We start from the raw sequence: 14,533 nt of genomic DNA, 5'->3' as shown, positions 1-14,533 counted from the left end.
GGTGGCCTGGGCGACTTCCTCGACGCCAATCCGGAAATCGCACCGGTCGTCCTGAGCGGACCGGAGAACTTCACGGAGGGCTCGATCACAGGCTTCGAGGCGACGCTCCGAATGAGCCTCGACGACTATCTGCCGCCGGCGCTCGAAGGGTTTGGCTTCAATGCCAGCTACACCTATGCCGACAATGAGCTCGACGACGGTAACGGCGGATCACTGGCCATCCCAGGCTACTCCGACACGGTATGGTCTGGCGACGTCTACTACGAGAACCATGGCTGGCGGGCCCGCGTGAGCGCGCGTCACCGGTCGGAATTCCTCTCCGAAGTCCAGAACTTCGACGGCTCGCTGTCGGGCGCTCAGGCCTTGGACGAGACCATCGTTGACCTCCAGGTCGGCTATGAATGGGACCAGGGACCGCTGGAAGGCTTCGGTGTGAATTTCGAGGTGTTCAACCTGACCGACGAGCCTTTCGTGACGGAAAACCAGACCGTGGATCCGACGGTGAGGTTCCCAAGCCGCCACGAACTTTACGGCACGACTTACAACTTCACGATTTCCAAGTCCTTCTAGGGCCTGGTTCTCCTCCTAAATCGTGAACAGGGCCCGCCTTCCTCATCCGAGGGCGGGCCTTTTTTATCTCTCCCGCGCCGCTAAGTTGGCGCCGAGCCAGGGGCAAGGAAACAGCACGCATGACAAGCGTCCAGATCGAGACAGTCGTGATCGTCGGCGGCGGCACAGCGGGCTGGATCACGGCTGCGGCCATGGCAAAGCTACTGCCCTCCTCCATCACCATCACGCTGATCGAATCCGAAGCGATAGGCACGGTCGGCGTTGGCGAAGCGACGATCCCGCAGATCCGCCGGCTGAACGGCATGCTGGGCCTTGATGAAGATGAGTTCGTCCGCGAAACCCGCGCGAGCTTCAAGCTCGGTATCGAATTTTCGGACTGGGGCCGCATTGGCGAGCGCTACATCCACACTTTCGGAGATCCGGGCATCAACCTGGCGAGCCTCCACTTTCACCACTACTGGCTGCGTGCCCGCGCCGAGGGCAGCGCATCGAGCCTGTGGGACTTTTCGCTTCATCATCGCGCGGCGTATGCGAACAAGTTCGGACGCATGGAGCGGGTCGGCAATACATCGATGACGGGCCTGGCCTACGCCTTCCACTTCGATGCGGGCCTCTACGCCGCCTATCTTCGCCGCTTTGCCGAAGCCGCCGGCGTCAACCGGGTCGAAGGGCGGATTTCGGCCAGCCATCTCAACAGCGAGACCGGCTTTATCGAGTCCGTCCAGCTCGCGAATGGTGAGCAGGTTGCCGGCGACCTTTTTATCGACTGCTCGGGCTTTCGCGGACTTTTGATCGATGGCGCGCTGGGCATCGACTATATCGACTGGTCGAAGTGGCTCCCCTGCAACCGGGCGCTCGCCGTGCCGTCGCAGAAGACTGAGCCGCTCCTGCCTCATACCAAAGCCATGGCGCGCGAGGCCGGCTGGCAATGGCGCATCCCGCTTCAACACCGCACCGGAAACGGCCACGTCTTCTGCGACAGCTTTATCGACGAAGCACGTGCAGCCGAAATCCTGGTGAGCAATCTTGATGGCGCGCCCTTGTCTGATCCGAAACCGCTGCGCTTCACCACCGGGCGGCGCGAACAGTTCTGGGCGAAAAATTGCGTCTCGATCGGCCTGTCGAGCGGCTTCCTCGAACCGCTTGAGTCGACTTCCATTCACCTTATCCAGTCCAATGTCTCCCGCCTGATCGAGCTCTTCCCGACGCGCAGGTTCGAACCGGCAAACATCGCCGAATACAATCGGCGCGTCGGACATGAATATGAGCTGGTGAGGGACTTCCTGATCCTGCACTATCATCGAACAGACCGGGACGACACGGAGTTCTGGCGCTACTGCGCGAACATGGACGTGCCCGACAGCCTGAAAGCGAAGATGGACCTGTTTGCCGGCGGCGGGCTTCTCCATACCGAGCCCGAGGACCTGTTCCGCGAGTCGAGCTGGGCGCAGGTCATGATTGGCCAAGGCCTGATGCCTGAGGCCTATCACGCCATGGCCAACCGTCTGTCATCAGAGCAACTGTCGCGGTTCCTGTCTGATACTGAATCCATCGTAGAAAGAGCCACGGCTCAGCTTCCGGAACATGCGGATTTCCTGCGATCTCACTGCAAGGCGGATTTGCAATAGCGTTCGATAAAGGCGCGATGATCCGGCATCGCGGCAACCGCTTCCTTCATGGCAGAACGCACCTGGCCGAGGCGCTCGGCGACGGGAACTGCGGCCCTCATGCCAGACAGCGCTGGCGCGCGCTCAGGCACCACGCCCTGCCCCAGATAAACGGCGATCCAGCTCGGATTGGTGAACAGTTCGCGCTCGTCCGAGACGATCATGCCGTGGCTGCGGAAATGGTCGATCTTGTAGGCGAGCCGTTCGGGCACATCCATTTCGCTGCAATAACGCCAGAAACCGTCACTGCGCCGCTCGGTCGCCTTGTAATGCAGGATAAGGAAATCGCGGATCCGCTCATACTCGGCCGTCGTGAGCGCGTTGTACTCTTCTGCCAGCAGGGGTGACATGTCCCGGCCGGGAAACATGGCGAGAAGGCGCATGATGCCATACTGGATCAGGTGCAGGCTGGTCGATTCCAGCGGCTCCATGAACCCTGCGGAGAGACCGATGGCGACAACATTGCCGTTCCAGAATTTATTCCGGCGTCCGGTCTGGAACCGTAAATGTCTCGGCTCCGCAAGCGGCTCACCCTCGAGGCTGGCCAGCAATTCTGATTCAGCGTCTTGCGGTGAGAGGTAGTCGTCACAAAAGACATAGCCGTTGCCGACCCGGTGTTGCAGCGGGATACGCCACTGCCAGCCGGCTGTCTTCGCGGTTGATTTCGTATACGGAAGAAGCGGCTCATCTGCCTTGCAGGCGACCGCCACGGCCCGGTTGCAAGGAAGCCAGTGAGACCAGTCCTCAAAACCGGTTTTCATGGTCTTTTCAATGAGAAGGCCAAAGAAGCCGGTACAATCAATAAAGAGGTCGCCGTTGAAAGCCCGGCCGTCCTCCAGTGTCACCGAACGCACAAAGCCAGTCTCGCCATCCTGCATCGCATCGACCATGCGGCCCTCGACACGGGTTACGCCGCGCTGCTCGGCATACCTCCGGAGAAAGCGGGCATAGAGTGTCGCGTCGAAGTGATAGGCATAATCAAAGGTCGACTGGATCAGCCGCCGATCCCGAGCGGGATGTTCGAACCTTCCAGCTTTCGCCGCCGCCCATGCCATCGAATAACCGTCTACGGATGATTCACGACCGGCGATCAGCTCGCGGATAAGATACTGATAGAATGGAACCTCGTCGAACTCGGCGCCGTACTGGCCGAATGGATGAAAGTAGGCGTGCCCGTCACGTGTCCAGTTGATGAATTCAATGCCCAGCTTGAACGTCCCGCTCGTCTCCCGCAGGAAGGTCGCCTCATCTATCCCGAGACGGGCATTGAAATACTTCACGGGCGGTATGGTCGCCTCACCCACGCCGATGGTGCCGATCTCCTCGGACTCGACCAGCGTGATCTCGCAACTACCCTGCGTGGCATTGGCGAGTGCCGCTGCCGTCATCCAGCCCGCCGAGCCACCGCCAGCGATCACAACTTTCTGAACCGGTCCGGACTTCATGCGACGCACTCCTCACGGTATTTGCGCTTGGTAGCACAGCCTGCTGGTATACTCTGCTGACCCGCGCCAGGAGTTTGATCACGATGACCAGCACCCGCTCCGAAGCCTATGGAAGCGTGTCCATCAAACGCTTCGGGAACGAAGGCGAACCCATTGTAATTATTGATGGTTTTTGTAGCGACCCTGACGCACTTGTGCGCCAATCTGCAGCCTCGATCTTTGGGCCCGCCGGGCGTCACTATCCGGGCCAGCGCGCGCCGGCACCTTCGGCTTATCTTGCCGAACGGATGAGCCTCCTGAAGGACCTGCTCACTGACGTGTTCGAGGCCGGCAAGGGCGCTGCGCTGGTGGAGTGCAACTTCTCCGTCATGACAACACGTCCCGAAGCGCTCACGCCGATCCAGCGGCTTCCGCACTTCGACAGTACCGACAAATCCTACCTCGCCCTGCTCCATTATCTTTGTCCGGCAGACGCGGGCGGCACGAGCTTTTACCGGCATTGCGCGACCGGCTACGAGACCGTCACCGAAGACAGGCTCCAGCCCTATACGGCCAGCTTGCAGGCTGAAGCCACTCGCGATGGCCTTCCGCCTGCCGCCTACTTTTCGGGCTCCACCCATCAATTCGAGCGTATTGGCAGCGTCGAGGCCGCCTTCAACCGCATGGTGATCTACCGGGGCTACCGGCTTCATTCGGGTGATGTCCTGAAGCCCGAACAGATTGGTCAGCCTGGCGCGGACCCGCGCCTGACGGTGAACACCTTCCTGAAGGTTCGCACCTGACCGCTCAGCGGACATAGATCCGGTAGCTCCAGGCTGGCAGGTCCAGCTCAGTCTCCGCATCGAGCACCGCGCGCTCACCCGAAAAATATTCCGTATACTGACCGGCATAAGGACCATCGGTGAACTGCACCACCTGATCGCGCGGCGACAGGTTCATGACGGCCAAAACACCGCCATTTTCATCCATGCGCGAAAAACTCAGCACGTCCTCGGGTGCGGTATTCACCACCGGCACCATGCGCGCGCCAGCCGCCCCATTGTGGAGCGCCGTCGTTTCCGTCTTGAGCTCGATCAGCGCCCTGAACAGGTTTTCGATTGGATGGTCGCGCCACTGGATCGGATCTTTCTCGAAAAATTCGAGCTGTTTCTCATTAAAGGCTTCCTGCCCGTTATAGATGAGCGGAATGCCCTCGCCGACGAAAGAGAGGACAATGGCGCTTTCATAGGCGGGACCGTAAAAATCCGGCGCGGCGGCGTCCCAGGAGTTCTGGTCGTGATTGGCGGTGTATGTCATCCGGTAGGCGTCGTGCGGCCAGACGCTCTCATTGCCGGAATAGTAGCCAAACAGGGCGTTGGCCTTCGCCTCGCCCTTGCCGATGGCGTGCATGATGTTCTTCCACTCCCAGGCATAAGACGCATCAAAGGCGCGCCTGTGAATGTCGCGCTGATCGAACTCACCGAGCATGAAGACGGGTTTCACGCTATCAAGTTCGGCGCGAACCTCTTCCCAGAAGTCGAGCGGAATGTAGCCGGCGACATCGGCGCGGTAGCCGTCGATGCCGACCTCTTCGACCCAGTAGCGCATCGCACCGGCCATGTATTCGCGCAGCTCCGGATGGGAATAGTCGAGATCGATAATATCCGACCAGTCCCACCAGCGGGTTGGCATGAAGTCGCCGTCCCAGTCGCGCTCATACCAGTCAGGATGCTGCTCAACGAGCGGATTGTCCCAGGCGGTGTGGTTGGCGACCCAGTCGAGGATGACATGCATGCCGCGCTCATGGGCGGCGTCGACAAAGGATTTCAGGTCTTCGAGCGTGCCGAATTCCGGGTTCACGCCGTAATAGTCCCTGACCGAATAGGGGCTACCGAGGCTGCCCTTGCGGTTCATTTCGCCGATAGGATGGATGGGCATCAGCCAGATGATATCGACGCCGAGATCGGCGAGACGGTCGAGCTCAAGCTCCGCGGCGGCGAATGTACCTTCCTCGGTGAACTGGCGGGTATTGAGCTGGTAAAGGACAGCGTCATCGGCCCAGTCAGGATGATCGACCTGGACGTAGGGCTGCGGGGCCCAGCGCGAAGAAATGTCGGCCACGGGCGGCTGCGTAGAAGCGCAGGCCGCGAGCACGAGCGCTGTCAGACTTGTGGCAAAGAGGCGGATCATGCGTCGGCTCCCAGCGGTTCAGGCGAAGCGTCCTCGGGAATGTCAGAAACAAAGAGCACAGCGATCGCGGCACAGGTGAAAGAGGCCGAGGCGATTGCGAAGGCCCAGATCGGCTCATTGCCGAAGAAGGTACGCAGCAGGAAACCGAGCAACGTCGCAGCGACAAGCTGGGGCACCACGATAAAAATGTTGAAGATGCCCATATAGATGCCCATTTTCCGCGCGGGCACGGAGCCGGCGAGAATCGCATAGGGCACCGACACGATTGCCGCCCAGGCAACCCCCACACCCACCATGGGCAGGACGAGCGGTGCCGGATCATCAATCAGCACCATTCCGGCAAACCCGATTGCGCCGAGCAACAGGCAGGTCGCATGCAAGCGGCGCCGGTCCACCTGTGCGGCGAGCCAGATAATAGCAAGCGCAGCCGCGGCAGCGACGCCGTTACGGACCGCGCCGAGAAGGGCCCACCAGTTGCCCGCATCCTGGTAGAGCGCCGTCGCCGCATCCGTTGCACCATAATGATGGTCAGCGACCGCCGGCGTGCCGTAGATCCACATGGCGAAAAGGCCGAACCAGGAAAAGAACTGGACGGTTGCGAGCTGGCGCATGGTCACCGGCATGCGGAACAGGTCGCCGACGACTTCCATGAAACCGTTGCGATCCCGCCCCTGGGCGCGCATGGCGCCTGCCGCCATCTGAATGATGCCAAATCCTGCAATCAGGGCCGCGAAGACGTAGAGGTCCTGCTTGAATTCGACATAGCCGAGCCAGGTGAGCCAGGATGGGCGAGGGTCCATCATGCCCGCCCAGAAAAAACCACCCAGCAGAAGACCAATCGCGAGCCAGGCCAGGCCACCACTGAAGAAAGCGCCCGCCGAACGCGGCGGGGAGTCGTCATCAATGGCCTCACCAAGCCCGAGCGCTTCACGCCGCGCTGCCTCGAACTGCTCCATCTGCTCCGGCGAGTATTCCGGCGTTGTGAGCACCGTCAGCAGGACAGCCAGGAACAGCGCGGCGCCACCAATATAGAAAGCGAGATGCACAGTCATCGGGATTTCACCCTCGGGTGCGGTATTCGAGACGCCAAACTCGGTCATCAGCCAGGGCAGCGCGCCGGCAATCACGGCCCCCAGACCGATGAAGAAGCTCTGCATGGCATAGCCGGTCGTGCGCTGGCGATCCGGGAGCATGTCCCCGACAAAGGCGCGGGTCGGCTCCATGGTAATGTTCAGCGATGCGTCCATGATCCACAACGTGCCCGCCGCGATCCAGAGCGCCGGACTGTTCGGCATGACGAAGAGGGCAAGTGACGCAAATATCGCCCCGACAAGGAAGTATGGCCTGCGCCGACCGAAACGCCCCCAGGTCTTGTCTGAAAAATGACCAACGATGGGCTGGACGATGAGGCCGGTGAGGGGGGCGGCGATCCAGAGGATCGGAAGCGAGTCGATGCTGGCCCCAAGTGTCTGGAAGATCCGGCTCACATTGCCGTTCTGCAGGTCGAATCCAATCTGGATACCGAGAAATCCGAAACACATGTTCCAGATCTGGCCGAAGCTCAGCTTGGGTTTCTGCATCCTCTTCCTCCCAGCCCGCGCCATTGTTCTATTTGGGCGCGCGGGCACAATAGTTTTTTCTGGCAGCCTATTCAGCAATCAGCCGGATAGCCGCTCCGCCCGACGTGGCGAGCGGAATTTCGATGATGTCGGACGCCGTCACATCGCGCGTCTCGAGCGCGATCGCGTAAGGATTCGTCTTCCAGTCGGCGTCCGGTCCGTCACGATAGATCTCAGCTGTATAGGCACGCCCCTTGTCGAGAAAGCCGAGCGGAATGCTGACCGTGCGCGCATCCTCATCGGTCAATGCACCGACATACCAGTTGTCGGAATTGCGATCCTTGCGGGCCTGGACGATGAAATCGCCAACCTCTCCATCCAGCGCAATGGATTGCTTCCAGTCCGCGGGCACATCCTTGATGAACTGGAACGGCTCGGGATTTGCCTCATAGTTTTCCGGCAGGTCAGCGGCCATCTGCACCGGACTGTAGATGACCACATAGAGGGCGAGCTGCTTGGCAAGCGTCGTCTGCACGCGGTTCTGGTCATCCTCGCCATTCGGCATCAGGTCGAAGATGCCTGGCGTGAAATCCATCGGACCGGCGAGCAGGCGGGTAAAGGGAAGGATCGCCGTGTGCTCTGGCGGGTTGGGCGGCGTGCCCCAGGCGTTGAACTCCATGCCTCGGGCGCCCTCGCGGCTGACCGCATTCGGATAGGTGCGGCGAAGGCCGGTATCCTTGACTGGCTCATGAGCGTTGATCGCGAGGCCATATTCATGCGCCTTTTTCAGAACCTTGAGGTCATGGACGACCCGCTCCTGCCCGTCATGCCAGCCATAGCGGCGAATGCCCTCATCATCATGAACGACGAGGTCGCTCGCATCGGCGACATAGCCTGTCTTCACGGTGGAATAGCCATTGTCCCGGTAGAGCTCGAACGCGTCTTCGAGCTGGGCTTCATAGTTTGCGATATTGGCTGAGGTTTCGTGGTGGCCAATCAGCTCCACGCCTCTCGAGGCGGCATAATCCGACAGTGCTTCAATATCGAAATCCGGATAGGGCTCAGCAAAACGGAATAGGTCGCCATTGCTGAACCAGTCTCCGTCCCAACCAATGTTCCACCCCTCGACCAGCACGCCGGAGAAGCCATTCTCAGCAGCGAAGTCTATATACTGCTTGGTGTTTTCCGTTGTCGCGCCATGCTTGGGGCCTGAGCCCCAAGTGTACTTGTTGATGTGCATGCCCCACCAAATCCCGACATATTTGCCGGGCGTGAAATAGGAGACATCACCAAGCGTGTTCGGCTCATTGAGGTTGAGGTAGATGTCGGAGCCGTTGACCAGGTCGGCGGCCGTATCGCCGATCTGGATCACCCGCCAGGGCGTATTGAAAGCGCCGCTGACCCGCACCTTTACACCGTCATGGCGCGGAGCGAGTTCGGCTTCCAGTACACCGGCCCGGCGCTGGTCCAGCCACATCCCGGCATAGTCGATCAGGGCGGCTTCGTGGATCGCGACGTATGGACCGGCGGTCTCACCAGAGTCCATTTTCAGTGTAAAAGGGGTATAAACCCGGTACATGTCGCGCACCGGCGTGGTCTTGTAGATATATTCGTACCGGTTGAACTCGCCTGCCGGCGTCCACCAGGACATCGCATTAGGATCGACGGCGAATTCCGTGATTTCATCCACGAGAGCGCGCTCGCCCATGTCCGGCACTTCGTAACGGAAAGCGACCCCCTCATCGAATACGCGAACCCGAAGGGTAAACGCCCGCTCCGGACCGCTTGTCGAGACAAACCGCACGGAAACCTCCTCGTGCCGGTCCTGAACGATGGTCCGCTCACCCCAAGGCTGGGACCATTGCGTATCGACGACCGCCCGGTTGGCCGATACAGCCGAAAAGCCCCGGTCAAGATCGGCGCCTTCGGCAAAGCGCAGACCCAATTTCGAGACACCGACAATCGTCTTCCCATCGCGCTCGACCGAATAGACAGGCTGGCCATCGCGGGCCGTGACCTCGACGCGCGTGCGCCCATCCGGAGAGCTGACGGTGAAAACCTCAGAGGGAGCGACCGCGTCCGGCGCCTGCGCCTGGGCGACGGAGGCTTGCGGAGCCGCGCACGCGATCGCGGCACCAGCCATCAGAGCCATGGAAAATGCGGATGCGATGCGCGTTGTTTTCATGGTGTGACCCTCCCGGTTGGCCGTCTTTTATAGACCCCAGACTGTATTGCAAACTTTTGCAAGTCAATTCAAATTTTTCAAAAATACGAATCGGGGACGCCAATGGACGCACGCTTTCCAATCCCCAAAAACCCCAATCTTAAAAGGTTTTTCAAAGATTTTGCGGATAGCATCTTGCGTGAATTAGCTCGCATGCTACCAATGCAAAAGTTTGCGGAAATAGACAAAAGAACATCCGTAGCAAAGAGGGAGCGCCCCCATGACCAGAACATCCGCATACCTGCGCGCCGGAGTCCTCGCCACGCTGCTCGCCGCAGCCGGCTGCACCAGCCTGGCTCAGGCCCCGGATGCCAAGCCCTTGCCGCCATTGGAGGATCGTCTGCCCCAGGACGAGATCATCTATTTCGTCATGCCGGACCGGTTCGAGAATGGCGATCCGTCAAACGACAGAGGCGGCATTTCCGGAGATCGGCTGGACCATGGCTTCGACCCGACCGATAATGGCTTCTATCACGGCGGCGACCTGAAAGGCCTGACCAGCCGGCTAGACTATATCGAGGCGCTCGGCGCGACCGCGATCTGGCTGACGCCAATCTTCGAGAACAAACCCGTGCAGGGCCCGCCCGGCCTCGAGAGTGCTGCCTATCATGGCTACTGGATTACCGACTTCACCAATGTCGATCCGCATCTCGGCACACGGGAGGACTTCAAGGCTTTTGTCGAGGCGGCCCATGACCGCGGCATGAAGGTGTACATGGACATCATCACCAACCACACGGCCGATGTAATCCAGTACCGCGAATGCAGCGAGACCGCTGCGCCGGGCGATGAAGTGGGTGAAGAGGGCTGCGTCTACCGCAGCAAGGGCGCCTATCCATGGACGACCGAAGGCGGTCCGGATGGCCCGGTCATCAATGAAGGTTTCCTGGGCAGCGATGCGGCGTATCAAACCGCGGAAAACTTCAAAGCCCTCGACAATCCGGACTGGGCCTACCATCCCTTTGTGCCCGCGAATGAAGCGTCAGCGAAGACGCCTGCCTGGCTGAACGATCCAATCTACTACCACAATCGCGGCAATTCCGCCTTTGAGGGCGAGAGCTCGCGGTTCGGGGACTTCGCAGGCCTCGACGACCTGATGACCGAGGACCCCCGCGTCGTGGCAGGCTTCATCGACATCTACAAGCAGTGGATCACCGACTACCGCGTCGATGGTTTCCGCATCGACACCGCCAAACATGTGAACCCGGAATTCTGGCAGGCTTTCGTGCCCGCCATGGAGGCGCATGCCAGGAGCCTTGGCATCCATCACTTCCACGTCTTCGGCGAAGTGTACGAGTTCGATGCCGGGCGCCTCTCCGCCTATACGACGCGCGACAGGCTAACCTCCGTGCTCGACTTCGCCCTGCAGAGCGTCCTGCAGGACATTGTCGTCAACGGCGCGCCGGCGCGGCGGCTGGAAGAGCTGTTCGAAGTCGATCATTCCTATGCCGACGGCCTGGAGACAGCTGCCATCCTGCCGACCTTTCTCGGCAATCACGATATGGGCCGCTTTGCCGGTTTCCTGCGTGAGGCAGATCCGGACATGACGGATGAGGAGATGCTGGCCCGCCTGAAGCTTGCCCATGCCATGCTGATCTTCTCACGCGGCGTGCCGACCATCTACTATGGCGACGAGCAGGGCTTCGTTTCCGATGGCCATGACCGCGCCGCGCGCGAGAACATGTTCGAGAGCCAGGTTGCCGATTACAACGACAATGATCTCGTCGGCACGCAGGCCACGACGGCTGAAGTGAACTTCGACACCCGGCATCCGCTTTTTAGCGCCATCGCTGAAATGGCCGCGACCCGCATGGCGCACCCTGCCCTGCGCCGCGGCAAGCAGGTGATCCGCCACTCTGACGAAGAGGGCGGCCTGTTTGCCATGTCCCGCTTCAATGAAGACCGCACGCGAGAATACCTTATCGTCTTCAACGCCGACGAAGAGGCGCGCAAGCTGAACCTTTCGGTATCGGGCCTGTCCGCTGAGTGGGCCTCGCTGCACGGAGATTGCGCCCCTGCCGCGTCTTCGCCCGGCAGCTATCCGATAACAGTTGCCCCGCTCGACTTCCTGGTTTGCTACAGTGAGCAGGGCTAATCCATGAGTATTGAAATGAGTAAATGTCCAGACAATGCGCTCGCGCGCCGTCCATCCGAACGCGATACGTTGAACGCCCCCTGGTGGACGGGGGCGATCATCTATCAGGTCTATCCACGCAGCTTCCAGGATACGACCGGCGACGGCATTGGTGACCTGAAAGGCATCATCAAGCGGCTGGACCACATTGCCTCATTGGGTGTGGATGCGGTCTGGCTCTCGCCCTTTTTCAAGTCGCCGATGAAGGATTATGGCTACGACGTCTCGGACTACTGCGATGTCGACCCGATGTTCGGTTCGCTGGAGGATTTCGACCGGCTTGTCGAACGGGCACATGCGCTCGGCCTGAAGGTCATCATCGACCAGGTCTATTCCCACACATCGGACGAGCATGCCTGGTTCACCGAAAGCCGGGAGAGCCGGACAAACCCCAAGGCCGACTGGTATGTCTGGGCAGCCCCCAAAGAAGACGGATCCCCGCCGAACAACTGGCAGTCCGTGTTCGGCGGCACGTCATGGAAATGGGATGCGCGGCGACAGCAATACTACTTCCATAACTTCCTGCCCTCACAACCCGACCTGAATGTTCATAATCCGGAGGTTCAGGACGCCTTGCTCGCGGCGGCGAAGTTCTGGCTGGATCGCGGCGTCGACGGCTTCCGGCTGGATGCGATCAACTTTGCCATGCATGACCGGCAACTGCGGGACAATCCGCCGTCCGGCCTGCCGATGGACCTTGTGACCCGGCCATTCGACATGCAGCGCCACATCTATTCGATGTCGCAGCCCGAGGTCCCGGCTTTCCTGGAGCGTATCCGCGCTCTGCTCGACACCTATGACGGCAAGTTCACCGTGGCCGAAATCGGCGGCCCGGACCCCATCGATGAAATGAAGCGGTTCACCGAGGGCGACAGCCGGCTGAATTCCGCCTACAGCTTTGACTTTCTCTATGCCAAGAGCCTCTCGCCCGACCGGGTGGCACGCTCGCTGAACCAGTGGACAGGCACCGGTTCGGAGGGATGGCCGAGCTGGGCCTTCTCGAACCATGACGCCCCGCGTGCCGTCAGCCGTTGGGCCGCCGCCGGCGACCGCAAGCAGGCTGCTGACCTCCTGCTTCTGCTCCTGCTCGCCCTGCGCGGCAATGCTTTCATCTACCAGGGCGAGGAGCTCGGCTTGCCTCAGGCGAACGTACCCTTCGAGCACCTCAAGGATCCCGAAGCGATCGCCAACTGGCCGCGCACGCTCGGACGGGACGGTGCGCGCACACCGATCCCATGGGAAGCGGACAAGCCGCATGCCGGCTTCTCGGCGGGTGAGCCATGGCTGCCGGTTGATCCCGGCCATGTGCCGCTTTCGGCCGACCTCCAGGAGGCTGACCCCGGCTCCAGCCTGAACGTGACCCGCTCCCTGATTGCGGAGCGGCGCAAATGGCCGGCCCTGCGGCTCGGCAGCCTGCGCTTTCTCGACGCGCCGGAAGGGGTCATCGCCTTCGAGCGAACGCTTCAGAGTCAGACTGTTCTCTGCGTCTTTAACGTCAGTGACACCATCCGCCGCTATATGCCGCCGGAGGGTAACGCACTTGCGGTGGTTGCACACGAACGCGGCAGCGCCGTAGATAAGCCGTCCGTGCCCGGACAGCTCGAGCCCTGGAGCGGCTACTGGGCCGTCGGGCAAGCGCACGAAAACTGAGGAAACCCGGCACGATGGCCAAGAATTCGAACCAACCAGAAAAGCGGACGACCCGCCTGGAGGACCTGGCCGAGCGCGCCGGCGTTTCGATCTCGACCATCTCGCGTGCGCTGAACGACAGCCCGGCGATCAATCGGCGTACCAAGCAGAAGATCTGGGAACTCGCCCGCGAGTTGGACTATCCTTTTCGCCAGCGCATGCCGGCCGGCCCGATCGGGGCCGAGGCGACGATCGCTGTCGTCGTGCCCGAACCGCAGGCGCGCGACGGGCATATCTACGATCCCTTCTTCTTCGAACTGCTGGCAGGGGTGGCTGAAGCTGCGCGCGACCGGAATTGCGATGTCCTGATGAGCCACATCACGCCGACCACCTATGACGACCTCGCCTTCGCGATGAGCACCAGCCGCGCCGATGGCGTCATCTTCATCGGCCAGAGTTCGCTGCATCTTGAATTCAACAAGCTGGCGATGAAGGACAGCCGTTTTGTCGTCTGGGGCGCGGAACTGCCCGAGCAGGCCTATTGCTCGATCGGCAGCGACAATCCACGCGGCGGGTGGCGGGCGACGGCGCATCTTACCCGGCTCGGGCGGGACAAGATCCTGTTCCTTGGCGATACCGAAGCGCCCGAAGCCATGCAACGTTACAAGGGCTATCTCGAAGCGCTGGACCAGGCCGGTATCGAGGCGCGGCCCGACTGGTACCTGCCGGTCCATTTCGAGGTCGAGTCCGCAGAAGCGGCCGTTCACAGCCTGATCGAGCGGGGCATGGATTTTAACGGGATCGTCGCGGCCAGCGACCTCATCGCGCTGGGTGCCATCCGCGCCATCGAGGCCTCGGGACGGCGCGTACCGCAAGACGTATCGGTGGTGGGATACGACAACGTTCCTTTTAGCCGGCTCACGCGCCCGGCGCTGACGACCATCTCTCAGGACACAGTAAAATCCGGCCGTTTGCTGGTCTCGAAACTGATCGACTCACAAGGCGGATCGCGCCGCTCCGAACGCTCGCCGACCGAGCTGATCGTACGCGAGTCCTGCGGCGCCTGACGCGGACACGGCCCCGGCGCGATACCCGCAGCAACGGCGCATCGAGATTGGCAAGAAACCTGATGCTGT

Annotated in this window: 9 protein-coding genes and 1 pseudogene; 6 read left to right on the top strand and 4 right to left on the bottom strand. The window is 61.0% G+C overall.

Annotated features, from left to right (window positions below; translation table 11 throughout):
• Together D1227_RS17160 and D1227_RS17155 are read left to right on the top strand one after the other, a co-directional pair.
• A pseudogene (locus D1227_RS17160) lies at positions 1 to 570 on the top strand (TonB-dependent receptor); the annotation flags it as partial.
• Positions 571 to 689: 119 nt separating this feature from the next.
• A complete protein-coding gene (locus D1227_RS17155; protein ID WP_119405563.1) occupies positions 690 to 2,198 on the top strand; it encodes a tryptophan halogenase family protein in 1,509 nt (502 codons plus the stop codon).
• Here the strand turns inward: D1227_RS17155 and D1227_RS17150 are convergent.
• Complete coding sequence (locus D1227_RS17150; RefSeq protein WP_119405562.1) at positions 2,174 to 3,682, bottom strand: tryptophan halogenase family protein; 1,509 nt, start codon at positions 3,680 to 3,682, stop codon at positions 2,174 to 2,176. The genes D1227_RS17155 and D1227_RS17150 overlap by 25 nt on opposite strands.
• A gap of 83 nt (positions 3,683 to 3,765) precedes the next feature.
• Between D1227_RS17150 and D1227_RS17145 the strand changes: the two genes are divergently transcribed.
• Complete coding sequence (locus tag D1227_RS17145; protein WP_119405561.1) at positions 3,766 to 4,464, top strand: DUF6445 family protein; 699 nt, start codon at positions 3,766 to 3,768, stop codon at positions 4,462 to 4,464.
• Positions 4,465 to 4,468: 4 nt separating this feature from the next.
• On the opposite strand, the gene D1227_RS17140 is transcribed toward D1227_RS17145, so the two are convergent.
• The 3 genes from D1227_RS17140 to D1227_RS17130 form a co-directional block, all read right to left on the bottom strand.
• Positions 4,469 to 5,851 (bottom strand): alpha-amylase family glycosyl hydrolase, encoded by a 1,383-nt coding sequence (locus D1227_RS17140; RefSeq protein ID WP_119405560.1) that lies wholly within the window; start codon positions 5,849 to 5,851, stop codon positions 4,469 to 4,471.
• Positions 5,848 to 7,431 carry an MFS transporter gene (locus D1227_RS17135; RefSeq protein WP_119405559.1) on the bottom strand — a complete coding sequence of 528 codons (1,584 nt, stop codon included), beginning with the start codon at positions 7,429 to 7,431 and terminating at the stop codon, positions 5,848 to 5,850. Before D1227_RS17135 ends, D1227_RS17140 begins: the two co-directional genes overlap by 4 nt.
• Positions 7,432 to 7,498: 67 nt before the next feature.
• Positions 7,499 to 9,595, bottom strand: coding sequence for a glycoside hydrolase family 97 protein (locus tag D1227_RS17130; RefSeq protein WP_233349679.1), 2,097 nt, complete (start codon positions 9,593 to 9,595; stop codon positions 7,499 to 7,501).
• 259 nt (positions 9,596 to 9,854) lie between these two features.
• On the opposite strand from D1227_RS17130, the gene D1227_RS17125 reads away from it, so the two are divergent.
• The 3 genes from D1227_RS17125 to D1227_RS17115 are packed head-to-tail and all read left to right on the top strand — an operon-like array spanning position 9,855 to position 14,464.
• Positions 9,855 to 11,729, top strand: a complete 1,875-nt coding sequence (locus tag D1227_RS17125; protein WP_119405558.1) for an alpha-amylase family glycosyl hydrolase — start codon at positions 9,855 to 9,857, stop codon at positions 11,727 to 11,729.
• A 15-nt stretch (positions 11,730 to 11,744) separates the two neighbouring features.
• Positions 11,745 to 13,418 carry an alpha-glucosidase gene (locus tag D1227_RS17120; RefSeq protein ID WP_119405568.1) on the top strand — a complete coding sequence of 558 codons (1,674 nt, stop codon included), beginning with the start codon at positions 11,745 to 11,747 and terminating at the stop codon, positions 13,416 to 13,418.
• 14 nt (positions 13,419 to 13,432) lie between these two features.
• The gene (locus tag D1227_RS17115; protein WP_119375145.1) at positions 13,433 to 14,464 is read left to right on the top strand and encodes a LacI family DNA-binding transcriptional regulator; all 1,032 of its coding nucleotides are present in this window, start codon (positions 13,433 to 13,435) and stop codon (positions 14,462 to 14,464) included.
• Positions 14,465 to 14,533: the final 69 nt, after the last annotated feature.

Source organism: Henriciella mobilis, assembly GCF_003576315.1.
GTDB lineage: Bacteria > Pseudomonadota > Alphaproteobacteria > Caulobacterales > Hyphomonadaceae > Henriciella > Henriciella mobilis.
Note: the sequence above shows the minus strand (reverse complement) of the source record. Positions and strands in the feature narration are given on the sequence as shown.

Coding starts and splice junctions, on each gene's coding strand:
- D1227_RS17130 (WP_233349679.1), bottom strand. CDS start 9,595: ATGAAAACAACGCGCATCGCATCCGCATTTTCCATGGCTCTGATGGCT.
- D1227_RS17120 (WP_119405568.1), top strand. CDS start 11,745: ATGAGTAAATGTCCAGACAATGCGCTCGCGCGCCGTCCATCCGAACGC.
- D1227_RS17150 (WP_119405562.1), bottom strand. CDS start 3,682: ATGAAGTCCGGACCGGTTCAGAAAGTTGTGATCGCTGGCGGTGGCTCG.
- D1227_RS17115 (WP_119375145.1), top strand. CDS start 13,433: ATGGCCAAGAATTCGAACCAACCAGAAAAGCGGACGACCCGCCTGGAG.
- D1227_RS17125 (WP_119405558.1), top strand. CDS start 9,855: ATGACCAGAACATCCGCATACCTGCGCGCCGGAGTCCTCGCCACGCTG.
- D1227_RS17145 (WP_119405561.1), top strand. CDS start 3,766: ATGACCAGCACCCGCTCCGAAGCCTATGGAAGCGTGTCCATCAAACGC.
- D1227_RS17140 (WP_119405560.1), bottom strand. CDS start 5,851: ATGATCCGCCTCTTTGCCACAAGTCTGACAGCGCTCGTGCTCGCGGCC.
- D1227_RS17155 (WP_119405563.1), top strand. CDS start 690: ATGACAAGCGTCCAGATCGAGACAGTCGTGATCGTCGGCGGCGGCACA.
- D1227_RS17135 (WP_119405559.1), bottom strand. CDS start 7,431: ATGCAGAAACCCAAGCTGAGCTTCGGCCAGATCTGGAACATGTGTTTC.